This is a genomic window from Pseudomonas sp. P4_C4 (assembly GCF_056402055.1).
Genome location: NZ_JBFUID010000012.1, coordinates 1 through 22,854 on the forward strand (window position 1 = coordinate 1; position 22,854 = coordinate 22,854).

At 60.2% G+C, this 22,854-nt stretch carries 21 protein-coding genes and 2 pseudogenes; 13 read left to right on the forward strand and 10 right to left on the reverse strand.

Annotation, left to right across the window (positions count from 1 at the left end; genetic code table 11):
* Nucleotides 1-724: pseudogene (locus tag AC1DXW_RS08755) on the forward strand (hypothetical protein); the annotation flags it as partial.
* 175 nt (nucleotides 725-899) lie between these two features.
* Here AC1DXW_RS08755 and AC1DXW_RS08760 read toward each other — a convergent pair.
* Nucleotides 900-1,541, reverse strand: coding sequence for an SDR family oxidoreductase (locus AC1DXW_RS08760; RefSeq protein WP_477759964.1), 642 nt, complete (start codon nucleotides 1,539-1,541; stop codon nucleotides 900-902).
* Between the two features lie 153 nt (nucleotides 1,542-1,694).
* Between AC1DXW_RS08760 and AC1DXW_RS08765 the strand changes: the two genes are divergently transcribed.
* Nucleotides 1,695-2,954 (forward strand): hypothetical protein, encoded by a 1,260-nt coding sequence (locus AC1DXW_RS08765; protein ID WP_477756774.1) that lies wholly within the window; start codon nucleotides 1,695-1,697, stop codon nucleotides 2,952-2,954.
* Nucleotides 2,953-3,271: pseudogene (locus AC1DXW_RS08770) on the forward strand (transposase family protein); the annotation flags it as partial. The gene AC1DXW_RS08765 and the pseudogene AC1DXW_RS08770, both read left to right, overlap by 2 nt.
* Nucleotides 3,272-3,391: 120 nt before the next feature.
* On the opposite strand, the gene AC1DXW_RS08775 reads toward AC1DXW_RS08770, so the two are convergent.
* The 5 genes from AC1DXW_RS08775 to AC1DXW_RS08795 form a co-directional block, all read right to left on the reverse strand.
* Nucleotides 3,392-4,159, reverse strand: coding sequence for an SDR family oxidoreductase (locus tag AC1DXW_RS08775; RefSeq protein WP_477759946.1), 768 nt, complete (start codon nucleotides 4,157-4,159; stop codon nucleotides 3,392-3,394).
* A 178-nt stretch (nucleotides 4,160-4,337) separates the two neighbouring features.
* A complete protein-coding gene (locus tag AC1DXW_RS08780; protein WP_477753273.1) occupies nucleotides 4,338-5,405 on the reverse strand; it encodes a phosphotransferase family protein in 1,068 nt (355 codons plus the stop codon).
* Between the two features lie 144 nt (nucleotides 5,406-5,549).
* A complete protein-coding gene (locus AC1DXW_RS08785; RefSeq protein WP_477753274.1) occupies nucleotides 5,550-6,515 on the reverse strand; it encodes a 2-hydroxyacid dehydrogenase in 966 nt (321 codons plus the stop codon).
* Entirely contained in the window at nucleotides 6,506-7,147 is a 642-nt protein-coding gene (locus AC1DXW_RS08790) for a TetR/AcrR family transcriptional regulator (protein WP_477753275.1), read from the reverse strand. The genes AC1DXW_RS08785 and AC1DXW_RS08790 overlap by 10 nt, the downstream gene beginning before the upstream one ends.
* Before the next feature lie 29 nt (nucleotides 7,148-7,176).
* A complete protein-coding gene (locus AC1DXW_RS08795) occupies nucleotides 7,177-7,560 on the reverse strand; it encodes a tautomerase family protein (protein WP_477753276.1) in 384 nt (127 codons plus the stop codon).
* Nucleotides 7,561-7,939: 379 nt separating this feature from the next.
* Between AC1DXW_RS08795 and AC1DXW_RS08800 the strand changes: the two genes are divergently transcribed.
* The 3 genes from AC1DXW_RS08800 to AC1DXW_RS08810 all read left to right on the forward strand — a co-directional run bounded on the left by AC1DXW_RS08800 (nucleotide 7,940) and on the right by AC1DXW_RS08810 (nucleotide 12,453).
* Nucleotides 7,940-9,220 (forward strand): serine/threonine transporter, encoded by a 1,281-nt coding sequence (locus AC1DXW_RS08800; RefSeq protein WP_477759947.1) that lies wholly within the window; start codon nucleotides 7,940-7,942, stop codon nucleotides 9,218-9,220.
* A gap of 180 nt (nucleotides 9,221-9,400) precedes the next feature.
* Nucleotides 9,401-11,053 (forward strand): SulP family inorganic anion transporter, encoded by a 1,653-nt coding sequence (locus AC1DXW_RS08805; protein ID WP_477759948.1) that lies wholly within the window; start codon nucleotides 9,401-9,403, stop codon nucleotides 11,051-11,053.
* Nucleotides 11,054-11,415: 362 nt separating this feature from the next.
* Complete coding sequence (locus tag AC1DXW_RS08810) at nucleotides 11,416-12,453, forward strand: GGDEF domain-containing protein (protein WP_477753279.1); 1,038 nt, start codon at nucleotides 11,416-11,418, stop codon at nucleotides 12,451-12,453.
* Here the strand turns inward: AC1DXW_RS08810 and AC1DXW_RS08815 are convergent.
* The 4 genes from AC1DXW_RS08815 to AC1DXW_RS08830 form a co-directional block, all read right to left on the reverse strand.
* Nucleotides 12,450-12,809, reverse strand: coding sequence for a cupin domain-containing protein (locus tag AC1DXW_RS08815; RefSeq protein ID WP_477753280.1), 360 nt, complete (start codon nucleotides 12,807-12,809; stop codon nucleotides 12,450-12,452). The two genes, AC1DXW_RS08810 and AC1DXW_RS08815, sit on opposite strands and share 4 nt — an antisense overlap.
* Nucleotides 12,810-12,822: 13 nt before the next feature.
* Complete coding sequence (locus AC1DXW_RS08820) at nucleotides 12,823-14,220, reverse strand: NAD(P)/FAD-dependent oxidoreductase (protein WP_477753281.1); 1,398 nt, start codon at nucleotides 14,218-14,220, stop codon at nucleotides 12,823-12,825.
* A gap of 71 nt (nucleotides 14,221-14,291) precedes the next feature.
* Nucleotides 14,292-15,566, reverse strand: a complete 1,275-nt coding sequence (locus AC1DXW_RS08825; protein WP_477753282.1) for a nucleotide disphospho-sugar-binding domain-containing protein — start codon at nucleotides 15,564-15,566, stop codon at nucleotides 14,292-14,294.
* A 100-nt stretch (nucleotides 15,567-15,666) separates the two neighbouring features.
* Nucleotides 15,667-16,599 carry a GntR family transcriptional regulator gene (locus AC1DXW_RS08830; protein WP_477759949.1) on the reverse strand — a complete coding sequence of 311 codons (933 nt, stop codon included), beginning with the start codon at nucleotides 16,597-16,599 and terminating at the stop codon, nucleotides 15,667-15,669.
* Nucleotides 16,600-16,797: 198 nt separating this feature from the next.
* Between AC1DXW_RS08830 and AC1DXW_RS08835 the strand changes: the two genes are divergently transcribed.
* The 7 genes from AC1DXW_RS08835 to AC1DXW_RS08865 all read left to right on the forward strand — a co-directional run bounded on the left by AC1DXW_RS08835 (nucleotide 16,798) and on the right by AC1DXW_RS08865 (nucleotide 22,853).
* Nucleotides 16,798-17,853 (forward strand): polyamine ABC transporter substrate-binding protein, encoded by a 1,056-nt coding sequence (locus tag AC1DXW_RS08835; RefSeq protein ID WP_477753284.1) that lies wholly within the window; start codon nucleotides 16,798-16,800, stop codon nucleotides 17,851-17,853.
* Nucleotides 17,854-17,935: 82 nt separating this feature from the next.
* Nucleotides 17,936-18,796 (forward strand): ABC transporter permease, encoded by an 861-nt coding sequence (locus tag AC1DXW_RS08840; RefSeq protein WP_477753285.1) that lies wholly within the window; start codon nucleotides 17,936-17,938, stop codon nucleotides 18,794-18,796.
* On the forward strand, nucleotides 18,793-19,599 hold the full coding sequence (locus AC1DXW_RS08845) for an ABC transporter permease (RefSeq protein WP_477753286.1): 807 nt from the start codon (nucleotides 18,793-18,795) through the stop codon (nucleotides 19,597-19,599). Before AC1DXW_RS08840 ends, AC1DXW_RS08845 begins: the two co-directional genes overlap by 4 nt.
* Entirely contained in the window at nucleotides 19,592-20,671 is a 1,080-nt protein-coding gene (locus AC1DXW_RS08850) for an ABC transporter ATP-binding protein (RefSeq protein WP_477753287.1), read from the forward strand. Before AC1DXW_RS08845 ends, AC1DXW_RS08850 begins: the two co-directional genes overlap by 8 nt.
* 32 nt (nucleotides 20,672-20,703) lie before the next feature.
* Nucleotides 20,704-21,987, forward strand: coding sequence for a nucleotide disphospho-sugar-binding domain-containing protein (locus AC1DXW_RS08855; RefSeq protein ID WP_477753288.1), 1,284 nt, complete (start codon nucleotides 20,704-20,706; stop codon nucleotides 21,985-21,987).
* The gene (locus AC1DXW_RS08860; RefSeq protein WP_477753289.1) at nucleotides 21,980-22,348 is read left to right on the forward strand and encodes a cupin domain-containing protein; all 369 of its coding nucleotides are present in this window, start codon (nucleotides 21,980-21,982) and stop codon (nucleotides 22,346-22,348) included. Before AC1DXW_RS08855 ends, AC1DXW_RS08860 begins: the two co-directional genes overlap by 8 nt.
* Before the next feature lie 160 nt (nucleotides 22,349-22,508).
* Nucleotides 22,509-22,853 (forward strand): cupin domain-containing protein, encoded by a 345-nt coding sequence (locus tag AC1DXW_RS08865; protein WP_007976122.1) that lies wholly within the window; start codon nucleotides 22,509-22,511, stop codon nucleotides 22,851-22,853.
* The last annotated feature ends 1 nt before the right edge of the window (nucleotide 22,854 follow it).

Below are 22,854 nucleotides of genomic sequence, written 5' to 3' on the forward strand. Positions count from 1 at the left end.
CGGCACGTTCAAACTGGAGTTGAAAGGTGCGGACATGTCCACTGGCATTACGCTGCCCGTGTGCAAGGTGATATCGCGCAACCTGGCTGATGAGGTGATAGTTAAATTAAACGGCGTTGCGATACCGGCAACCGGGGCAGATTTCATCGGTGGCGGGGAAGCCCAAACACTCACTTTGGATTACAAGAACGCAGAAATGTTGAGGGGTGTTCCCTTGGCCCTTGACTGGGATCCTGCCTCGGGTCTTGTAACGGGTGATCTTGTTAGCCAGCCGCCTCTTCGCCAGCTATCCACAACCCACAAGTGGGCGCTCACAGGCGCAGCGAAAGATGGAACGTTCAAGTTGAAGTTGTCTAGCGAGGGAGAAGCCACGAGGCTTCTTACGCCGACTAACCGATTATTGGGACGTTATAAGCTGAGGTTCTTGAAGGCGCTTGATGGTGACTACGTGGAATTACCTGTTCCCCCAGCCGTGATAAGACTCCCGGAAGGTTATTATGACGCAGCTGTTCGGGTTACCGGACCGAACGACGCCCCCGTAGCGAATGTTTCATTGACGGTTGATGGCTCCGCTATTCTCTTGCCAACAATGAGCAGAACTGATAGCAGCGGGATATCGTCTGGCCAGCTGATATTACCCCTTGGTGAATATCATCTATCAGCAGTATCGACACTGGGTGGAAAACAGTACATGGGGACGATACGTTTGAATGTGCGGAATTGATAATTTAGTTGCATTTTCGGAAAATGGATAACCATCAATTTTTGCAGGGTTATTGGGGTTGGAGGTGTATCAGGCATTGGAAAATATCGATCCGCAGGATTCACCTAGGTAATTGATCGACGGCAAATAACAAAAGGCAGTCAGAGACTGCCTTTTGTTCATCCAGTGCAGCCGTTCAGGACAAGAACCCCCCATCCACATTCAACGAAACCCCAGTCGTGTAACTCGAAGCATCACTGGCCAAATAAAGCACTGCCCCCGCCATCTCACTCGGATCCGCCACCCGCTTCAGTGGAATCTGCTGTAAAGCAGTGTTCAGAATGGCTTCGTTTTTCACCAGCGCCGAAGCGAATTTGGTATCGGTCAGCCCCGGCAACAACGCATTGCAACGAATCCCGAACTGCGCACATTCCTTGGCAAACACCTTGGTCATGTTGATCACCGCCGCCTTGGTCACCGAGTAGATGCCCTGGAAGATCCCCGGCGAAACGCCGTTGATCGAGGCGACGTTGATGATGCTGCCGCCGCCGTTTTCGCGCATCAGCTTGCCGGCTTCCACCGACATGAAGAAGTAGCCGCGGATGTTCACGTCGACGGTTTTCTGGAAGGCGCTGAGGTCGGTGTCGAGCACGTTGCAGAACTGCGGGTTGGTCGCGGCGTTGTTGACCAGGATGTCGAGGCGGCCGAACTGTTCCTTGATGCCGGCGAAGACCTGGCTGGCCTGTTCCATTTCACCGATGTGGCAGGCGATGGCTTCACCAATGCTACGGCTGGCGCCGGAGACAAACGTGACCCTGCTGTCGAGTCGAGCACTGATTTCATTCCGTACATGACTTTGATAAGAAAGTTGGAGCTTTTATTGCATTTTGTTCTAATTGACCTGTCAGTTATGACAGTTTCCGACACATCGATTTTTCCTGATAGTTAACGGACTGTTTTTTATGTCCATCGCTGAAAAGGAATCGTCGTCATGACCGCCGAACTAAACGCTGTAACCGCTGCAGCAAGCCCTTGGGAACAAGCCACGTTAACCGTCAACGGTAAGGAGGTGAAATGGAACGAACCCATTTTGTTGCACCGTGGGCAGGCAAGCGATGTAACGGTGGAGGCTCCACCGGGAATTGCCAGGGAGCTCAACCTGGGGCTGGCTGAGGGTGGCGGTTTGAACATCGCAGCATCGCCGAGTTTTGGCGATTGGGTGACTCCCGTCGATGGCCAGTTCAAGTGGAAGATTACGCCGGACGCTGGCAAGAGCGGTCGTATCACCCTGGTGTTTTTCAGCAGGGAAGTGCTGGTGTCTTGGGAGCATCGAAGCCTGGTGATTTCGAGCAACCTGGCTGATGAAGCAACTGTGTTGATTGATGGTCGTCCAGTTCCCGAGAACGGGGCAGATTTTCTTTGGGAAAGACCCCGCGAACTGACCTTGGAGGTCGATCCTGATAGTCCTGTCGCGATCCTGCCCATTTCGTTGAATTGGGTTAGCGGTACGGGGGTTGCACGTGATGATCTTGACGTAAGCCCTGAACTGGGGGAGCCACAGACAGAATACAAATGGACCATTACAGGGCGGCCAACTAATACGGGTACCTTCAATATGGCGTTTGTCGCCAAGGATTTGCCTGTGCCACTTTCGCTTGAGTCCTGCAGGCTGGTTGACCGTTTAACGTATAAAGTTTTGATCGACGGTGTGGAGCACAAGCCTGGGGTGGATGTGGCTTATCCGGTCCGGAATAAGTACATGTTGATTACATTGAAACCGGAGGCCGGTTCAAAGAATGATCCTGTATTTTCACTGAAGCGACCTTTCTATCCAGGGACAATCGAACCGACCCCGGGTTTTGGGATTTCTGTGCCAGTAGGTGTTGATGGACATACCTGGCGTGTGTATTTGTCTGGTGATGACAGGCCCTTCATTCTTGAATTTGGTGGAACGCAAACCATTGCATTGAGCATGTATCCGGGCTTTCACAGGTCAGATTTTAGTTTAACGCGTATTACAAGTATTATTGGTGGCAGCACGAGGGTTGTTAAGGTAACGGTACTTGGAGATGGTGAACTAAGACCCAGTTATGTCAGGGTTTCTTGGGAGTTTAATGGAAAAATCTGGCATTCCTTTTCAGGGTTGGATGGTGTATGTACGACGGAGATACCCAGTACCCAGACAGGTCTATTTAGTGCCTGGGTCTATGTTCAAGGGGAGCGTCACTCCGTCCAGCAAATTCGGTTCTGAGCGTTTCGGCCCTTGGTCAACGGTTTATCAACGTTTTCGTGACTGGGGCAATCGCGGGACGTTTGACCAGATGCTCAGACGGCTTCACATCAAGCTGAGCGAGCAAGGGTAAATTGATCTGGAGACTTGGATGATTGACTCCACGGCAGTAAGCGCAACCCGGGCCTCTTCTGGTGCCGGGAAAAAAGGGGGCCTGAAGAACCGCAGATCATGCGCTCGGCCGCAGCCCGGGCGGCCTGACCACCAAGATTCACATGCTGTGCGATGCCAACGGTGTACCCCTGACATTTCTATTGTCGGGCGGACAAGCCAGTGACCCGAACCTGATTAACGTTCAGCCTTGACCTGTTGGTTGGCAAGTGGACCAGTGGAACCCGATTGGCACCGATAGCGTTCCCACGAACGCTATCGTTTTTTTGTCAATCCGGTGAACCGTATCAGGACAGGAAACCCCCATCCACATTCAACGAAACCCCAGTCGTATAACTCGACGCATCACTCGCCAAATAAAGCACCGCCCCCGCCATCTCACTCGGGTCCGCCACCCGTTTCAGCGGAATCTGCGCCAGTGCGGTCTTCAAAATCGCATCGTTCTTCACCAGTGCCGAAGCGAACTTGGTGTCGGTCAGCCCCGGCAACAACGCATTGCAACGAATCCCGAACTGCGCACACTCCTTGGCAAACACCTTGGTCATGTTGATGACCGCCGCCTTGGTCACCGAGTAGATGCCCTGGAAGATCCCCGGCGAGACACCGTTGATCGAGGCGACGTTGATGATGCTGCCGCCACCGTTTTCGCGCATCAGCTTGCCGGCTTCGACCGACATGAAGAAGTAGCCGCGGATGTTCACGTCGACGGTTTTCTGGAAGGCGCTGAGGTCGGTGTCCAGCACGTTGCAGAACTGCGGGTTGGTCGCGGCGTTGTTGACCAGGATGTCGAGGCGGCCGAACTGTTCCTTGATGCCGGCGAAGACCTGGCTGATCTGTTCCATTTCGCCGATGTGGCAGGCGATGGCGGTGGCCTTGCCGCCGGCGGCGATGATCGCGTCGGCTACGTGCTGGCAGCCTTCGAGTTTGCGGCTCGAGACGATTACGTGGGCGCCTTGCTGGGCCAGCAGTTTGGCGATGGCTTCACCGATGCCACGGCTGGCACCGGAGACGAAAGCGATCTTGCCGTCGAGGTCGAACAACTGAGTCTTGGACATTGGGATTCCCTTATAAAAAGTCTTGTTATCGAGTCGAATGCCGGGGTTTTGCTGATGCTGTTTGGTAGGGACGGCTTGCTGCGTTTGGTCAGTAAGCGAGCGTTATCGTTAAAGACCTTCGCGAGCAAGCTCGCTCCTACAGGAGTTCGGTGGATCGGTGGATTGAATAGAATCAGGCTCAGAGGCTGGATTTCTGGATGACTTGCAAGCTCATCTGCTCCAGCAGCTTGTTCATGTGAATGAACTGCGCGAAGCGTTTGTCCTGGGTCTGGCCGTGGTAGAAGCGGTAGTAGATCTGCTGCACGATGCCGGCCAGGCGGAACAGGCCGTAGGTGTAGTAGAAGTCGAAATTGTCGATGCGGATGCCCGAGCGTTCGGCGTAGTAATCGACGAACTCGCGGCGGGTCAACATGCCCGGCGCGTGGCTTGGTTGGCGGCGCATCATCTGCACCGGCGCCGGATCATCGGCTTCGATCCAGTAGGCGAGGGTGTTGCCCAGGTCCATCAGCGGATCGCCCAGGGTGGTCAGTTCCCAGTCGAGCACGCCGATGATCTGCATCGGGTTGTTCGGGTCGAGGATCACGTTGTCGAAGCGGTAGTCGTTGTGCACGATGCTGGAGACCGGATGGTCGGCCGGCATCTTGTCGTTGAGCCAGGCCTTGACCGTTGCCCATTGTGGCGCATCGGGGGTCAGGGCTTTTTCGTAGCGATCGCTCCAGCCTTTGATTTGCCGCGCCACGTAACCTTCGGGTTTGCCCAGGTCGCCCAAGCCGTAGGCGTTGTAGTCGACCCGATGCAGTTCCACGAATTTGTCGATGAAGCTCTTGCACAAGACTTCGGTTTTCGCCGGATCCAGGCCCAGTTCCAGCGGCAGGTCCGAGCGCAGGATGATGCCGTTGACCCGTTCCATGACATAGAACTCGGCACCGATCACCGATTCGTCGGTGCAGTGCACATAGGCTTTCGGGCAGTACGGAAAGCCGTCGCGCAGTTGATTGAGGATGCGGAATTCACGGCCCATGTCGTGGGCCGACTTGGCCTTGTGGCCGAAGGGCGGGCGACGCAGGACGAATTCCTGTTCGGGGTATTCCAGCAAGTAGGTGAGGTTGGAAGCGCCGCCCGGAAACTGGCTGATCCGTGGCAAGCCGCTGAGCCCCGGAATATGGGCCTTGAGGTACGGATCGATCAGGCTGGCATCGAGCTCTTCGCCGGTGCGGATACGGGTGGACTGGTCATTAAGCGCCATGCTTATCCCTTCTGCTTATTCTGGAGGCCTGAAACTATTGGCTAATCTAATGCCCAGACTGCGCACCCACAACCGCGAATGGCTCTTATAGGCGAGCGTGTTGCCGGCCAATCATTGTTTTTGATACAGCTGTTTGAATCGCTGTCACTGGGCGACATGGCTCGTGGCAGGTGGCAAGTCGATCGGCGTCAGCACCGGTTGGCTGGAGAAAAACGCCACGAGGTTCTTGCCCACCAGTTCGACGGTACCTTGGGTGGCTTCCGGGGACAGCCCGGCGACATGGGGCGTGAGGATCACGTTGCTCAGGGTCTTGAGCACATCCGGCACCTTCGGTTCGGTGTCGAATACATCCAGCGCGGCACCGGCGATCCGGCGTTGCTCCAGGGCGCTGATCAGGTCAGCGGTGGCAATCACGCTGGCCCGGGCGATATTGACGATAAACCCCTGGGGACCCAACGCGTTGAGCACCTGGCGATTGACCAGGTGCCTGGTGGCCGGGCCGCCGGGCGTGGCGACGATCAGGAAGTCCGAGGTGCGCGCCAGTTCGGTCGGGGTCGAGCAGAAGGTGTAGGGCGCATCGCTGCGAAGCTGGCGATTGTGGTAACCAATGGTCATGTCGAAACCGGCGCTGGCGCGTTTGGCGATGGCCATGCCGACCGCGCCGAGGCCAAGGATGCCCAGGCGTTTGCCAGCGAGGGAAGGGCGCATGATCTTCGGCCACTCGCCGCGTCGTACGGCAGCATCACAGCGGGGTATGTCGCGCACCAGCGACAGCAGCAGCGCCATGGCATGGTCGGCGACGGACGAGGCGTTGACCCCGGCGCCATTGGTGACGGTGATGCCCCGGTCGGCGGCGGCCTGCAGGTCGACGTGTTCATAGCCGGCGCCGATCACGCAGATGATCTTGAGGTGGGGCAGCGCGGCGATTTCATCGGCATACAGCCCCAATGGGCCACGGGTGAGGACGGCGTCGATCTGTCCGGCGTGCCGGTCGATGGCTTCGGCGCGCTCGGCGGGTGTCGGGGCCAGAATCAGATGGAAGCCCTGATGCTCGAGGATGGGCAGGTAATCATTGATGGTTTCAACCAGTACCAGAACGGTTACGGGCATGCTTGGCTCCCTGTGGGCATCGTAAAATCAGCTCGAGCGGCGCTTTGTTTCGGCGACATGAGGGTGGCACGGGCGGCTTCGAGAATCTCGTCCGAGAGCGGGTCGCCGCGGGTGGCCCGGGACAGCATCAGCGCGCCGAACATCAGCGAATACTGCACCAGCGCCTGCTGCCGTTTGCCGGCTTCGTCCTCTGCGTCCAGCAGCGAGCCGAGGGAATCGAGCAGGTTGTTCAGGCCCTGCATGTAGGTTTGGCGCAAGCCACTTTCGGCGGCCTCGTGGCACATGTCCCCGGCAAAGGCCACCACCGGGCAGCTGTCGCCCGGATGGTCCCGGCTTTCGCGAGACAGGTACGGTTCGACCACGGCGCGGCGGGCGGCGTCCTTGCTGTCATGCTCGGCCACCCGCGCTTGCCAGCGCTGCGCGGCCTGCTCGAAGGCTCTGCCGCTGGCCTCTTGCGCCAGGGCTTCCCTGGATTCGAAGTGCCCGTAGAAACCGCCGTGGGTCAGGCCCGCGGCGGCCATCACATCGACCACACTGATCCCGTGCAAACCGCGTTCGCGAAACAGCCGTGTGGCGGCTTCGACTATGGTCTCGCGGTTGAGATCGGCTTGTTTGCGGGAAACTCGGGGCATGGGGCATTCTCGGGGTTGCAGGTTGAGTATCAGAGGGCGTATTGGGCAATCCCGTTGCCGAACGACCAGTTCTCTTTTTTCACTTCCACCAGATTAATGAAAACGTCCTCCAGGCGCACGGCCAGCTCTGTGTTAAGGCTCTCGGCGATTGTTTTGTAGAGGCGTTGTTTCTGCTCGACGGTCCGGCCTTCGCTCATGGTGATCTGGATTACCACCAGTTGGTCCGTGCGGTTGATGCCCAGATAACCGGGATCAAAGATGAAATGCTGCGCATCGTGTTCGGCGAGTATCTGGAAATTATCGTTCTCCGGCACGCCGATGGTGTTGTGCATGGCGGCATAGATCAGTTGGCCGATGCGCTTGGCGTAGTTGGGGTCCTGATGTTTTTTGATGTCGACGCGAACCAGTGGCATGGGAAGACTCCAGAAGGAATGCAGGTCAGTTAAAAATACATGACGATGGACCTTTATCAAGTGACGGATGCCATCTGGCGATGAAACGTAGCCTCGAAAACACCGCAATTCCTTGTGGGAGCGAGCTTGCTCGCGATAGCGGTGTGTCAGTCAAATAGATGTTGGATGTGCCAAAGCCATCGCGAGCAAGCTCGCTCCCACAGGGGATCTCCCACAGGGGATTTTCGTCTATCTGGTACCACCGTTCCTCACCTAAGCCTTTGCTTCTGTTCACTAATCCTCCAGAATCGCGCCCCTGTTTCGGCCGGACGCCGCCTGTCGGGTATTCCGACGCGTCCAGGCCGGGTGGCAAGTGACCGGAATGTGGAGATCCCACCGGATGAATGATCAGGCCAATAGCGTTAACGAACGCTATGTAGACGCGACACCAGCAACACTGTCGAGCTGGAATCGCCAAGACACCACCTGGATGCTGGGCCTGTTTGGCACGGCGATTGGTGCGGGTACTCTGTTTTTGCCGATCAACGCAGGCCTGGGCGGTTTCTGGCCGCTGCTGATCCTGGCGTTGCTGGCATTCCCGATGACGTTCTACGCACACCGCGGGCTGACCCGTTTCGTACTGTCCGGTCGCGAAGGCGCCGACATCACTGAAGTGGTGGAAGAGCATTTCGGCATCAAGGCCGGTGCCCTGATCACCTTGCTGTACTTCTTCGCCATTTTCCCGATCCTGCTGATCTACAGCGTGGCGCTGACCAACACCGTGGGCAGTTTCCTCGAGCATCAACTGCACATCATGCCGCCACCGCGCGCCGTGCTGTCGCTGGTGCTGATCCTTGGCCTGCTGGCGGTGGTGCGTTGCGGTGAGCAGCTGATCGTCAAGGCCATGAGCCTGATGGTCTACCCGTTCATCGTTGCGCTGCTGTTCCTGGCGGTGTACCTGGTTCCCCACTGGAACGGCGGGATCCTGGCCACCGCCAGCAGCGTGCCGGCACCATCGGCGCTGTTGCATACCCTGTGGCTGGCGATTCCGGTGATGGTGTTCTCGTTCAACCACTCGCCGATCATCTCGGCGTTCGCCGTGGACCAGAAGCGCCGCTATGGGGAGCACGCCGAGGAGCGCAGCTCGCAGATCCTGTCCCGCGCCCACCTGCTGATGGTGGTGATGGTGCTGTTCTTCGTCTTCAGTTGCGTGCTGACCCTGTCGCCAGCGCAACTGGCTGAAGCCAAGGCGCAGAACCTGTCGATCCTGTCGTACCTGGCCAACCACTTCAGCAACCCGACCATCGCCTTTGCGGCGCCGCTGATAGCCTTCGTGGCCATTTCCAAGTCGTTCCTGGGCCACTACATCGGCGCCAGCGAAGGTCTCAAGGGCCTGATCGTCAAGAGCGGCAAGCGTCCATCCGCCAAGAGCCTGGACCGTATGACCGCCGCGTTCATGCTGGTGGTGTGCTGGATCGTCGCCACGCTGAACCCGAGCATCCTCGGCATGATCGAAACCCTGGGTGGCCCGGTGATTGCGGCGATCCTGTTCCTGATGCCGATGTACGCCATCCGCAAGGTGCCGGCGATGGCACGCTATCGCGGTCAGGCGTCCAACGTCTTCGTGACGGCGGTGGGCCTGGTGGCGATTACGGCGCTGATCTACTCGCTGACTGCCTGACGTTAAAGATCAAGAGATCGCAGCCTGCGGCAGCTCCTACAGAGATCGGGTTGACCGATACATCGCAGCGGTTCGCGGCCGGTGTAGGAGCTGCCGAAGGCTGCGATCTTTTGATTTTCAGCTACAGTGGCCGCTGCACGTGATATGTGCAGCGGTTTTTTTTCGCCTGGAGACACCGGATTGTCGAGCGCCCCAAACGCTAATCCCACCGAGCAACCCAATCGCTGGCAGGACCTGTTGGCAGGGTTGTCGATTGCCGGCCTGTTGCTGCCCGAAGCGGTCGCCTATTCAAGCATCGCCGCACTGGCGCCCCAGGCCGGGGTGATCGCCTTGTTCGCCGGGTTGCTGTGTTATGGCCTGTTCGGCACCAGCCGATTTGCGATTGTCTCGGCCACTTCATCTTCCGCCGCCGTGCTGGCCGCCGCGACCGCCACCCTGGCCAATGGCGATCCTGAGCTTCGCTCGACCCTGGCCATCGGCCTGGTGCTGGTGACTGGGGGGTTCTTCTTGCTGGCCGGGCTGTTCAAGCTCGGCAGCGTGACCTCGTTTATCGCCAAACCGGTGCTGCGCGGGTTTGCCTTTGGCCTGGCGCTGACCATTATTTTCAAGCAGGTCGCCAGCGTGGTCGGCGTGCATTTGACCGAGGCCAGCCTGGTGGGTTTTCTGCCGCAATTGCTGGAACAACTGCCGCAATGGAACTGGGCGGCGGCTGGCGTCGGCGCCGTGGCATTGGCCTTGTTATGGCTGTTCGCGCGCTTGCGGCGCCTGCCAGGTGGTTTGTTGGTGGTGGTGATCGGCATTGCGGCGGGGCAGTGGCTGGACCTGCCGGCTTATGGCGTGAAGCTTATCGGCGTGATCGACCTGAGCCTGGAGGTGCCGAAATTGCCGGTACTGCCGTTTGCCGACTGGCTGCGTCTCGGTGAATTGGCGTTCGCCATGGTGATGATTCTGTATGCGGAGTCTTATGGCTCGATCAGTGCCTATGCGCTCAAGCACGGTGATCGCGTCACCTCGAACCGCGACCTGCTTGCGCTGGGGGCATCCAACCTGTTGTCCGGCCTGTTCCACGGCATGCCGGCGGGGGCAGGGTATTCGGCAACGTCGGCCAATGAGGCGGCGGGTGCCACTTCGCGCCTGGCCGGTGTCGTGGCGGCGCTGGTGGTGCTGATCATTGTCGTGACGGTTCTGCCTTACATCGCCCTGACCCCGGAACCGATCCTCGCCGCCATCGTCATCCATGCCCTGGGGCGCGGCTTGAGCCTGCAGCCGCTGGGACGGTATTTCATCTGGCGCCGTGACCGCTTGCTGGTGATCTGCGCCGTGGGTGCGGTGTTGGTGCTGGGGGTGCTGGACGGCTTGCTGGTGGCGGTGGCGATCAGTATGTTGCTGATGCTCAAGCAGATGTCGGCGGCGGATATCCAGATTCTGGGGCGCATCGATGGCGGTCACGACTTTGTCGACCTGCAACGCCACCCAACGGCGCAAGCAGTGTCTGGCGTGATGATTGTGCGGCCGGGGGAAGCGTTGTTCTTTGCCAACGTCGAGCGGATTCTTGGCGGCGCCTTGCGTCTGATCCGGCATTCGCAATCGCCGATTCATACGGTGATTCTCAGTCTTGAGGAATCGCCCGATCTGGATGGCACCAGCATCGAGGCGTTGCAGGAGTTTTTTGTGCGGGTGCATCAGGAAGGCAAACAGCTGATTCTGGCGCGTCTGAAGGACGACGCACAAACGGCGTTGGCGGCGTTGCCGCAGGTGGAGGTTAGCGGGGTGCTGCTGAGTGGGTTTAGCGTGGATGGAGCGGTGCAGCAAGCCCTCAGGCTGAACAAATGACTGTGCTGGCCTCATCGCGGGCAAGCCCCCCAGTGATTTATGTCGTTCACAAAAACCTGTGGGAGCGGGCTTGCCCGCGAAGGCGGTATGTCGGTCACATCGATGTTGGATGTGCCGCCGTCTTCGTCGGAACGCCGCCCGGAGCAGGCTCGTTCCCACCAAAAGCAGGCTGGCCAATTGCGATACCGCGTACCGTCGGCGCCAGAACATGGCCGGTTTGATGCCGACCAACAGTTGATCGGGCCTGTGGGACAGGCGTACCGGGTTGAAATGATTGTGTGATTCGGGATGGTCGTTTGTCGGGCGTATGGCTATGCTCAGCGAGTTTGCCAATCGCCGATGATAACAACCACAGTGAAACCATGAGCCAATCAGACACGCGTGCGACTGTTCTAGCGCTGTATCCGGAAGACTCCCGCGAGGCAGCGGCGTTGCTCAAGCAGGCAGTGCCGCTGATGGTTCGTCACAACATTGCGCCCAACCCGGTGCACTACGCGCTCTGGTACACCTACAGCAAAGGCCAGGAGCCGGAACTCAATCGGCACCTGGACCGGGTGGTCAGCGACTTCGACTATTTCCCGCCGGAGTCGGCCGCCAAACTGTTTCGCGAGTACATCATCCGCGATGAACTGACGGACGCCCGTTCCGGGCAACAGGAAGCGATCAACCTGGTCGACGACATGGAGCGCGATGTTTCGCGCAGCGTGAAGGGCAATCAGAATTTCCAGGCCAACCTTGGCCAATACCTGAAAATGCTCGAAGAGCCCGCCAGCGAGCACTTGCCGAGCATCCTGGTCCAGCTGCAACAGAGCACTCGGCTGATGCAAGGGCAGCAGGAACACTTCCTCGCCCAGTTACAGTCGGCGCAGCATGAAATCAAAAGCCTGCGCGACAAACTGGAGCGCGCCCAACTGGCCGCGACCCTCGATGGCCTGACCGAATTGCTCAACCGCACCACCTTCAATCGCAAGCTCGAGCAGGCGATGAACAACGCGGCGACCGGCGTGGCCCTGGTGATGCTGGATATCGACCACTTCAAGCATTTCAACGACCAGTACGGCCATCCCCTGGGTGACCGCGTGCTTCAGCATGTCGCCCAGGTGTTGCGAGACTCGCTGCCGGCCGAGGCCATTGCCGCGCGTTACGGTGGTGAAGAATTCTGTGTCGTGCTCAAGGATTGCCCGGATCTGGCGGCCGCCGGTGCTTTTGCCGAGCGCCTGCGCCTGAAAATCCAGGCGCTGCGGGTCAAGGCCCGAGGTACTGACACGGTGCTGGACACCATCACCGCGTCGTTCGGCGTGGCTCATGCTCAACCCGGTGACACGCCGGAAACCCTGCTGACCCGTGCCGACGATGCGCTGTATCAGGCCAAGCGCAGCGGGCGTAATCAGGTACGTTAGCCGAGGATGAAGTAGACCTTGCGCACCGGGGTGAGGTTTTCCCAGGTGCCATTGAACCCGCTGGCTACGACGAAAGAATCACCGGGGCCGAACGTGCGCGCAACGCCCTTGGCATCGGTCAGACGCACCGTGCCTTGCAGAATGTGACACAGCTCATCGTAATCGCACTGACAGCGCTCCCGATGCGGTCCCGCCTCCCAGATGCCGGCCACGGCGTTTTTCCCGGGTGCCACAAAGTGCCGCCAACTTTTGCTGCGATAAGGCGCGTCGACCACGGCCGGGTCGTTGATTTCAGTTTCACGGGGGGCAAGGTCGCTGGCGAAGTCGAGGACATGCCGGGGCAGGGCTGTGGACATGGTGGTCTCCGGATCAGGAATCGAAGCCGATGCCAAAGGCATCGAAGGACTTGAGCAGCCAGTCGCGGTGACCGTCGCGGTCTTCGCGCGCCAGTGAGCGTTGGGCCAGTTTCACCCCGACGTAACGCAAGGGTTCGGGCGGAAAGCGGAATGGCGCCTTGGAGGTCATCAGCAGCTCGGTGCGTTCGGTGCGCTCGCCGGCCAGCAGGTCGAGCATGTTCAGTGCGGCGAAGCGGCTGGCGGACACCCCTTGCCCGGTGAAGCCCAAGGCATAGGCGACGCGGCCCTGGTGCTCGCAACCGGTGAACATCGTGGTGCGTGCGGAGGTGTCGATGATGCCGCCCCAGGCATGGCTGAAACGCACATCGCCCATGGCCGGGAAGGTCTGTTGGAATTGTTCGGCGAGGCGCTGGAAGCTTTGCGGGCGCTGGGTCAGTGCCTCGTCGCGGCGTCCGCCGAAATGGTAGATGGCATCAAAGCCGGCCCAGAGAATGCGGTTGTCGGCGGTCTTGCGCAGGTAGTGGAACCGGTTGCCGGCGTCGGCGATGCCGTAGCGGCCGGTCCAGCCGATGGCTTGCAGCTGCGCATCGCTCAAGGGTTCGCTGACCAGGCTGTAGTCGTAGACCGGGATCACGCTCGATGCCAGATGGCCGAGCAGCGGCGGGGCGATGTTGGTGGCGAGGGCGATTTTCCCGGCGCTGACTTCGCCGTCGGCAGTGCGCAGGCGCAGGCTGTCGTTGCGGGCATCCAGTTGCAGGACCGGGCTGTTTTCGAACAGTTGAATCCCTTGTTCAAGGCAGACGCGGCGCAGTTCGGTGGCCATTTTCGCCGGGTTGAGCAGGGCGTAATTGGGCTCGAACAGGCCCGCCGCATACGCCGGGGAGTCGAGTTTCTGTGCCAGATCGCTGCCTTCCAGCCACTGGCAGTCAATACCGAACTGCGCATAGTTGCGCTGCATCGAGCGCAACCCGTCGATCTGCCACGGTTGGCTGGCGACGTTGAGTTTGCCCTGGCGTTCGAACTCGACGTGCATGCCAAAGCGTTGCAGGTCGGCGGCCAGTTCATCAAGGTTCTGCCGGCCGAGGCGGATCAGTTGCTGTGCTTCATCCGGCCAGCGCTTGAGCGCGTTGGACACCCCATGGGAAATGCTCGGTGCGCAGAAACCGCCATTGCGCCCGCTGGCCTCGCCGCCGCAGCGTCGCGCCTCGATGATCGCGATGCTCAGCCCGGGGTTGCGCTGGCGCGCCAGTAACGCCGTCCACAATCCAGTAAATCCACCACCGACCACTGCCAGGTCGCATTGCAGCGTGCCGGTGACGGAAGGTGCAGCGGGCGGTGGGGTGACAGTGTCCTGCCAAAAAGGATGGGGCAGGACATGGTCGAGGGAATCGAGACGCGGTGGGGCCTTCATGCTGAAACTCCGGCGGTGTGTCGGGCAGCGACGATTGCGTTCGGTTGCCCGACGGGTTTTTGTTGTTTTGGCTAGAGATCAAGAATGGCGCGCGCGGCAATGTCGGTGCCGCGGGTCGCCTGCATGCGTTCGCTGAACGCTATGAGGCGTTGTTTCATCGGTTTATCCGCCAGCAGCTGTTCGAGGGCGGCGGGCAGGGCGGCCAGGGGATCGGCAAAGCGCGGCAGATAGCGGCCGACACCGACTTCCTCGGCGCGGGCGGCATTGTCGTGGCCGTCCCAGCAATACGGAATGATCAGCGACGGCAAGCCGAAATACAGCGCCTCGCAGAAGCTGTTGTTGCCACCGTGGTGGATGAACACATCGCATTCCTTGAGCACCGCCGGCTGGGCAAACCAGCTGTCGAGGTACACGTTGTCCGGCACGGTGGTGTACATGTCGCGGTAGGCACCGACGTTGACCAGGAAACGGTACGGCAAGGTTTCGATAGTGTTGATCAGGCGTTTCATCATCCCGGTGTCGGCCGCGCCGAGGCTGCCGAAGCTGAGGTAGATCAGCGGCGCGTCGTTGTGCCGTGGAAAGTCCGGGACGATGTACGGCGCTTCCCGTCGTACGCAGCCGTCGAGGTAGACGTAGCGCTGCGGGTCGAGCGGTTGCTGGCGTTCATAGCGCACTGGCGTCGGCGACAGCAGCAGGTTCAGCCATGGCGAGTCAGTGAGGAACTGCCCTGCAGGACACGGCGCCGTATTGTTGCTCAGGAGAAACTGCGAAAAGCGTTCATGGGCCGGTGCGACGGCTTTGAGGTAATGCTCGGAGTAACGCTCGCAGGCCTTCGTGTCACTGGCCAGGCATCCGGACAGGTACGGCGGGACGGCCGCATCCGGCAGCTCGGTTTCAGCGCAGGACACCATCCGCACCCACGGGCAACCGGCGTTGGCAATGGCCGGGAACATCACCACGTTGTCGAGCACGATCACGTCGGGCTTGAGGCGGCCGAGCAACTGCTGCAAGGGTTTTTCCGCTTCGATGGCGGTGTCGGTGATGGCTTCCCAGGCCGGCGCCACGTAGCTGTCGATCTGCGCCAGCGGGGTCTGGTCGAAGTAGGGAATGCTGCGCTCGATGAAGCGCTCCCAGTAGTGCTGGTGTTCCGCCGCCGACAACGGGCTCACTTGCGGAATCGGGTATTCATCGAAACCGTATTCGGCGAACAACCCCTGGAAATGTTCATGGCAGATGAACACCGGCCTGGCGCCCAGTTCGCGCAGCGACTGGGCGATACCAATGCAGTTCAGGGCCGCGCCGAAACTGGCTTCCGGAAACAGGGCGATCAGTTTTTGTTTTTGCATGGCGAGGGACTGTCCATGGCGGGTCAGCCCCGCCGCTCCTGAAGGTGTTTTGGATGCTGTCTTATTTTCAAAAAAAAATCATCATGTTTTTACGTGATGATTAGCGACGCCCGAACAGATGACTTTGCGGGATGCCACGGTTGGCGGTTTGCGGGCGTTGCGCGGCGCTCAGGCGCAGGTGCAGGCGCAGCAGGTCGGCGGCGATCTCCATCTGCCCGCGTTCGATCTGCGCGATGATCTGCAGGTGTTCGCGCAGCGCCTCCTGCAGGCGGTGCACGCTCACCGATGGCAGCAGGTTCGGCAAGCGGCGCAGGCCCTGGTGTTGGAGCAGGGCGTCGCTGATGAAGCGGTTGCCGCAGCTTTGGGCCAGCAGTTCGTGGAAGCTGATGTCCAGTTCGCGAAACTGCTGGATATCGAAGTCTTCCACCGGGCTTGAGAGCAGGCTTTGCGTGGCGCTACGCAACAGCGCCAGGCGTTGCGGGTCGGCATTGAAGCTCGGGCTGAGCAAGGCTTCGGGCTCGAGAATCAGGCGGAACTTCAGGCTTTCTTCCAGAGCGGCCAGGCTGTTCAGCGACGGACGAAACAGCCAGGACTGGCCGGGGCCGCGCTCGATGGCCTGGCTTTCGCTCAATTGCTGCAGGGCCTTTTGCGCCGCTGGCCGGCCGATGTCGTAGCGGCGCATCAGTTCGCTGATGCTGATGCTGTCGCCCAGGCGCCCGGCCATGCGATCGCGCAGTACCGAGGCAGCCAGTTCTTCTTCCTCGGCTTGCGGCAGGGTGGCGTTGAATGCCTGGCCTGTCGGCGATGCCAGCAATCGGTAACCCTTGCCGGCTTCATGGCTCAGCAGGTTTTCTTCCAGCAGCACTTTCAGCGCGCCGCGAATCAGCGTGCGCGAGACCTGGAACGTGCGGGCCAGGGCCTGTTCGGCCACCGGGTCGCCGGCCATCAGGCCGCTTTCCTGAGTGTGCTCGAGGATGCGCCGGGCCAGTTCCAGGTGATTGGTGCGCGGTTTTTTTTCGGCTGTCGTGCTCAAGCGTCTGTTCTCGTGGTGATCCGCTGTCGGGCTCGGTTGCTCATCTTATGTCATGCGCCGGTCAGTCGTCAGGCCGGAAAAAAGCGTTGACATCTTTTGATACTGGTCCTAATTTCTAAAAAAAAACACCAGCAATCGTTTCTCGTTTTGCCGTACTGCCTTCGAACACAACAATAAACAATCGTCGGGTGAGTATTTATGAGCAAGCTGAATGATCTTCTGTGCGTGGGGTTGGCCGTTTCCCTGGCGATCGCTTCACAGGCTGCAAGTGCGAAAGACATGGTGATTTCCATCTGGGACGGCTACATGGCTCCGGATGCGCTGGAGAAGTTCAAGGTTGCCAGCGGTGTGGACGTCGACAAGGCGCTGCACGCCACCAACGAAGAAATCATGGGCAAGCTGATGGCGTCCGGTGGTGAAGGGTATGACGTGGTGTTCGTCTCCTCGCCTTTCGCCGAAGTCCTGCACAAACAGGGGCTGCTGGCGGACATCGATCCGGTCAAGGTCCCCAACCTGAAAAACCTCTACCCCGAAGCCACTCACCTGGAATATGACCAGGGCAACCAGTTCTCCGTGCCTTACACATGGGGCACCACAGGCATCTGCTATCGCTCCGACAAGGTGACGCCGGCGCCGCAGAGCTGGAACGAGCTGCTCAATCCGAGCGATGCCCTCAAGGGCAAGGTGACGATGCTCGCCACCGACCGCTGGATGCTCGGTGCCGGTTTCCTCGCCAAGGGCTGGTCGGTCAACGATAGCGACCCCGCGCAAATCGCCGCGGTTCGCGATCAACTGATCGCCACCAAAAAACGCATTCTGTCCTTCGACGACACCACCTTCTATTCCAAGCTGGCCTCCGGCGAATCGCTGATGGCCCACGCCTGGGACGGCTGGTGCAACTACGGCACCCAGGCCAACGCGGCGATCAGGTTCGTGGTGCCCAAGGAAGGTTCCGACCTGTGGGTAGACACCATGGTGGTGCTCAAGAATTCCAGGCACCAGGACCAGGCCTTCAAGTTCATCAACTTCATGTTGGCCAAGGAAAACCACGCCTGGGTCGCCGAGAACATCCTCTACAAAGTCCCCAACCAGGCGGCCATGGCCGGGTTGTCCGCTGACTTGCTCAAGCAATACCCCAACCTGACCATTGCCCCCGCCGAGCTGCTGAAAATGGAGCAATTGCGCGACCTGGGCGGCACCACGCAAAAGGCCTACACCCGCGCCGTCACCGAAATCATGGCGGCGCAGAACTAACGCCACGTCGACCCGAGGCATGCCCGGCACGCCTCGCCACGCTCGCAAGCCGCCTCTGCCCTGAGGCGGGAGGATATGGGTAATGAGTGCTTTGCATGCTGACAGGCGCCTGTCGGCCTGGCTTCTTGCGCCCGGCTTCGGCTGGCTGCTGATGTTCCTGGTGATTCCGTGCCTGCTGGTGCTGGTCTACAGCTTTGTCGAACGCGGCGCGTATGGCGGCATCGACTGGTTGTTCACCTGGGAAAACTACCAGCGCGCGTTCGATCCGCTGTACCTCGGCATCCTGCTCAAGTCAGCGAAGATCGCCGGGCTGGCCACGGTGTTTGCGGTGTTGATCGGCTACCCGGCGGCCTATGCGATTGCCCGCGCGCCACGGCGGCGTCAGGCGGTGTATCTGTTTCTGGTGATGCTGCCGTTCTGGAGCAATTACCTGATCCGTACTTACGCCTGGATCGTCCTGCTCAACCGCGAAGGCCTGATCAACCGCCTGCTGCAAGTGTTCGGCTACAGCGGCGACCCCATCAGCCTGCTGTACACCGAATCGTCCGTGGTGCTGGGGCTGGTCTACAACTATATCCCCTTTGTGATCCTGGCGATTTTCTCGTCGCTGTCGCGGATCAACAACGAATTGTGGGACGCCTCGAAAGACCTCGGCGCCTCGGGCTGGATGACCTTTCGCCGGATCATCCTGCCGCTGAGCGTGCCGGGTATCGCAGCGGGCGCGGTGTTTGTGTTCGTGCTGAGCATCGGCAACTTCATCACTGCCGACCTGCTGGGCGGCAAGCAGGTGCAGATGGTCGGCAACCTGATCTATTCGCAATTCCTCACGGCGCGGGACTGGCCGTTTGGCGCGGCGCTGAGCTTCTTTCTGATCGCGATCATGTTGATCCTGTTGTTCATCCAGGCACTGGTGGCCCGTCGTGCAGAAGGGGCGCGTTCATGAGTCAGTCTCGTTCTGTCAGCGGCACCGTGCTGGGTTCGCACCTGGGTCTGGTGTACGCCTTCCTTTATATACCGATCCTGGTGTTGATCCTGCTGTCGTTCAACAAGTCCGGATTGCCCACCGCCTGGGGCGGCGTATCGCTGAAGTGGTACGCGGCACTGGCGCACAACACGGCGATTCTGTCGGCGGCGCTCAACACCCTGATCGTTGCGTTGTCGGCGACCTTCATTGCCTGCGTGCTTGGCACCTTCCTGGCACTGGGCATCGAGTTGCGCCGCAAGGGCAACGACAAAGGCCAGGTGGTCGACACCTTGCTGATGGCGCCGATGATCATCCCCGACATCGTGCTGGCGATTGCGCTGCTCAGCTTCTTCAACCTGCTCAAGGTCGGCCTGGGGCTGCACTCGATCATCATCAGCCACGCCGTGTTCAACATCGCCTTCGTCTGCGCGGTGGTGCGCACGCGGCTCAAGCACTTCGACTATTCGATTCTCGAAGCCTCGATCGATCTCGGCGCGAGCTGGTTCACCACGTTCCGTCGAGTGCTGTTGCCGGTGATCTTTCCCGGCGTGCTGGCGGGCGGTTTGCTGTCGTTCACCCTGTCGGTGGACGAATTCATCATCGCCTTTTTCAACTCCGGTTCCGGCCAGGCGTCCACCACCTTGCCCATGCAGATCTACGCCATGATCCGCTTCGGCGTCACCCCGGAAATCAACGCTCTGGCGACGCTGGTGATGCTGGTCAGCATCACCGCGCTGCTGGCTTCGCAGCGTCTCAACAAGGCTCCTCGCACCCATGAATAATTCATCTGCGGTATTGATCCTGGATAAGGTCAGCAAGTCTTATGGCAACGGCCTGGCGGTCAACGAGGTGTCGCTGAGCATCCGCGAGAACGAGTTCTTCGCGCTGCTGGGGCCGTCCGGCTGCGGCAAGACTACGCTGCTGCGCATGCTCGCCGGTTTCGAGACCCCCAGCGGTGGCTGCATCTACCTGGACGGCAATGACATCTCGCCGCTGCCGGCCAACAAGCGTCCGCTGAACCTGATGTTCCAGTCCTACGCGCTGTTTCCCAACATGACCGTGCGCAAGAACATTGCCTACGGCCTGGAAATGGAGCGCCTGCCGGAAAGCGAAATCCGTCGCCGGGTCGATGAAGTGCTGGGCACCGCGCAACTGGGTGAGCTGGCCGAGCGCAAGCCCGATCAGCTTTCCGGCGGCCAGCGCCAGCGAGTGGCATTGGCCCGGGCACTGGTCAAGCGTCCTCGGGTGTTGCTGCTCGACGAGCCCTTGGGCGCCCTCGACAAGAAGCTGCGGGAAAAGATGCAGCTGGAACTCAAGCGCCTGCAACACGAGAGTGGCATCACGTTCATCATCGTCACCCACGACCAGGAAGAAGCGCTGGTGATGTCCGACCGCATGGCGGTGCTCGACGGCGGCAAGGTCTGCCAGTGCGGCAGCCCGGCCGAACTCTACGAAAACCCCAACAGCCGTTTTGTCGCCAACTTCATCGGCGTCAGTAACTTGCTCGAAGGCGTGCGCTCGGGCCAGCACTCGGTGCGGGTCAATGGCCAGGAGCTGAGCGTCGAAACCGACGCACCGCTGGTGACCGGCCAATCCGTCGCCGTGGTGGTTCGTCCCGAACGCCTGCAAGTGCTGACGGAGCAGGGCGGCGATTGCGCCAATCAGGTCAGCGGCAAGATCGTCGAAGTCGCCTACCACGGCCTCGACACCAACCTGCACGTGCTGACCCCCCTCAGCGACAAGCCGCTGATCGTGCGCGTGCCGTCCTCACAGTTCGAATTCGCCCATTTTGCAATCGACACGACCATCCGGCTGGGCTGGCAGGCCCGGCATGCCCGCGTATTGACGCGCTGAACAATAAAAAGACCAGGCAGGAGCAGCACTCGATGAAACAGAAAGTGATCGCATTCTTCCCCGAAGCCGCCTACGGCCCGGCGCTGAACTCAGTCGGTATCGCCCAGGCCTGTGAAGCCCTGGGTCATAAAGCGGTGTTCCTCACCGACCCGGGCATGAGCGGTGTGTACGCCGGTTATGGTTTTGAAGAGCACAGGGTCAACATGTCGGCACCGATGCCGGCCGAAGAGATGGCCCGCTACTGGGTGGACTTCATCAACGGCCACATACCGAATTTCCGCAAGTCGCCGCTGGGCCAGATCGACAACTACGTCAAGGAGTGCTGGGCGGCCATCGTCGAAACCGCCAAGTGGGCGCAAAAGGACCTGCCGGCGGTGCTGGACAAGGTCAAGCCCGACCTGATCTGCGTCGACAACGTGATCCTGTTCCCGGCGATCAAGCAATACGGCAAGCCGTGGGTGCGGATCATTTCCTGCTCGGAAAACGAGATCGAAGACCCGGATATCCCGCCGCACCTGTCGGGCATGAGCATCGACGACAAGGCGGGCCACGCGCAATTCCGCCAGCGTTTCGAGGAAGTGGTCGGGCCGATTCACGAGGACTTCAACCAGTTTCTGCAGGCCCATGGCGAGCAGCCCTATCCGCTGGGCACCTTCTTTGAAGCCTCACCGTACATGAACCTGTTGTTGTACCCGGATGCGGTCAAGTTCGACCGCCGCCATCCGTTGCCGGCCGAGCGTTTCCATTACCTGCAAGGTTGCGTGCGCCACGACACGCCGTACGAGATTCCGCCGTTCCGCGCCCACAACGACAGGCCGCTGCTGTACGCCAGCTTCGGCAGCCTCGGTTCCGGCGATGTCGAGTTGCTCAAGCGCCTGATCGATGCGGTGGGCAAGCTGCCTTACCGGGCGCTGTTCAACGTCGGCGAACACCTCGACGAATACCCGGACCTGCCGGACAACGTGCAGATTTCCAACTGGTTCCCGCAGCCGTCGGTGATTGCCCAGGTCGACGCGGTGATCCACCACGGCGGCAACAACAGCTTCACCGAGTGCCTGTTCTTCGGCAAACCGGCGATCGTCATGTCCTACGTCTGGGACGGCCATGACAACGCCATGCGCGCCGAAGAAAGCGGTCACGGCTTCAAGCTCGATCGCTACGAATGGAGCGAAGAACAGCTCGCGGAAAAACTCCACGCGTGCCTCAACGACGAGGCGATGCGCCAACGCCTGCAGCGCACCAGCGCGCAAATGCAATCGCGCAAGGGGCCGCAAGACGCGGCCGCGATTCTCGACAAGGTGCTCAACGATGCCTGATTCATCTACCACGGCGGGTATCACGCCGTACCTCGAAGCCGTCAGCAGCCGCACCGACCTGGTGGACTGGGGCGTGCAGAGCGACGCCGTCGAAGGCGTCTCGCATTCCAGCGGTCGGCTGCTGTTCAAACGCCCGGACAACAGCCCGGAAACCGGGTTGTGGGTGTGCACCCCCGGGCGCTGGCGGCTGTCGATTCCCCGGGACGAGCTGTGCCACTTCATCGCGGGGCACGCCACGTACCGCAACGACAACGGTGAAGTGATCGAAGTGCGCCCCAACACCCTGGTGCTGTTCCCGGCGGGCTGGACCGGCGAATGCGACGTCCGGGAAACCCTGCGCAACGTTTATATGCTGGCTTGAGCCTGTGGGAAACACTGCAATCCCTGTAGGAGCCAGCCTGCTGGCGAAGAGCGTCAGGGCAACGCGGCCATCCAGACAGCACGCGTCATCGTTGACGTCCATCGTCGGAACGCCGCCCGGAGCAAGCTCGCTCCTACATACACAACCTGGAGAGCAACACATGACTACCCCGTTTCTGTACGACCCGCTGAGCATCACTGACGTCAAGGATTGGGGCGTGATTCCGACCATGCTCGAGGGTGAATCCCGTGTCTCCGGCGTGGTGCTGCACAAAGGCCCCGAAGGCCAGTCCGAATGCGGCATCTGGATCTGCACCCCGGGCAAGTGGTTCTGCCATGTCACCAGCGACGAGTTCTGCCACTTTCTCGAAGGTCGCTGCACTTACGTCCACGAGTCCGGCGAGGTGATCGAGATCAAGCCGGACACCGCCGCCTTCTTCGGCAAGGACTGGAAGGGTGTGTGCACCGTCCACGAAACCATCAAAAAGGTCTACATGATCCGGTGAT

What these genes read in the sequence shown, in the direction of transcription:
- AC1DXW_RS08765 (WP_477756774.1), top strand. Translation starts at nt 1,695, where the DNA reads ATGACCGCCGAACTAAACGCTGTAACCGCTGCAGCAAGCCCTTGGGAA.
- AC1DXW_RS08775 (WP_477759946.1), bottom strand. Translation starts at nt 4,159, where the DNA reads ATGTCCAAGACTCAGTTGTTCGACCTCGACGGCAAGATCGCTTTCGTC.
- AC1DXW_RS08780 (WP_477753273.1), bottom strand. Translation starts at nt 5,405, where the DNA reads ATGGCGCTTAATGACCAGTCCACCCGTATCCGCACCGGCGAAGAGCTC.
- AC1DXW_RS08785 (WP_477753274.1), bottom strand. Translation starts at nt 6,515, where the DNA reads ATGCCCGTAACCGTTCTGGTACTGGTTGAAACCATCAATGATTACCTG.
- AC1DXW_RS08790 (WP_477753275.1), bottom strand. Translation starts at nt 7,147, where the DNA reads ATGCCCCGAGTTTCCCGCAAACAAGCCGATCTCAACCGCGAGACCATA.
- AC1DXW_RS08795 (WP_477753276.1), bottom strand. Translation starts at nt 7,560, where the DNA reads ATGCCACTGGTTCGCGTCGACATCAAAAAACATCAGGACCCCAACTAC.
- AC1DXW_RS08800 (WP_477759947.1), top strand. Translation starts at nt 7,940, where the DNA reads ATGAATGATCAGGCCAATAGCGTTAACGAACGCTATGTAGACGCGACA.
- AC1DXW_RS08810 (WP_477753279.1), top strand. Translation starts at nt 11,416, where the DNA reads ATGAGCCAATCAGACACGCGTGCGACTGTTCTAGCGCTGTATCCGGAA.
- AC1DXW_RS08815 (WP_477753280.1), bottom strand. Translation starts at nt 12,809, where the DNA reads ATGTCCACAGCCCTGCCCCGGCATGTCCTCGACTTCGCCAGCGACCTT.
- AC1DXW_RS08820 (WP_477753281.1), bottom strand. Translation starts at nt 14,220, where the DNA reads ATGAAGGCCCCACCGCGTCTCGATTCCCTCGACCATGTCCTGCCCCAT.
- AC1DXW_RS08825 (WP_477753282.1), bottom strand. Translation starts at nt 15,566, where the DNA reads ATGCAAAAACAAAAACTGATCGCCCTGTTTCCGGAAGCCAGTTTCGGC.
- AC1DXW_RS08835 (WP_477753284.1), top strand. Translation starts at nt 16,798, where the DNA reads ATGAGCAAGCTGAATGATCTTCTGTGCGTGGGGTTGGCCGTTTCCCTG.
- AC1DXW_RS08840 (WP_477753285.1), top strand. Translation starts at nt 17,936, where the DNA reads ATGAGTGCTTTGCATGCTGACAGGCGCCTGTCGGCCTGGCTTCTTGCG.
- AC1DXW_RS08845 (WP_477753286.1), top strand. Translation starts at nt 18,793, where the DNA reads ATGAGTCAGTCTCGTTCTGTCAGCGGCACCGTGCTGGGTTCGCACCTG.
- AC1DXW_RS08850 (WP_477753287.1), top strand. Translation starts at nt 19,592, where the DNA reads ATGAATAATTCATCTGCGGTATTGATCCTGGATAAGGTCAGCAAGTCT.
- AC1DXW_RS08855 (WP_477753288.1), top strand. Translation starts at nt 20,704, where the DNA reads ATGAAACAGAAAGTGATCGCATTCTTCCCCGAAGCCGCCTACGGCCCG.
- AC1DXW_RS08860 (WP_477753289.1), top strand. Translation starts at nt 21,980, where the DNA reads ATGCCTGATTCATCTACCACGGCGGGTATCACGCCGTACCTCGAAGCC.
- AC1DXW_RS08865 (WP_007976122.1), top strand. Translation starts at nt 22,509, where the DNA reads ATGACTACCCCGTTTCTGTACGACCCGCTGAGCATCACTGACGTCAAG.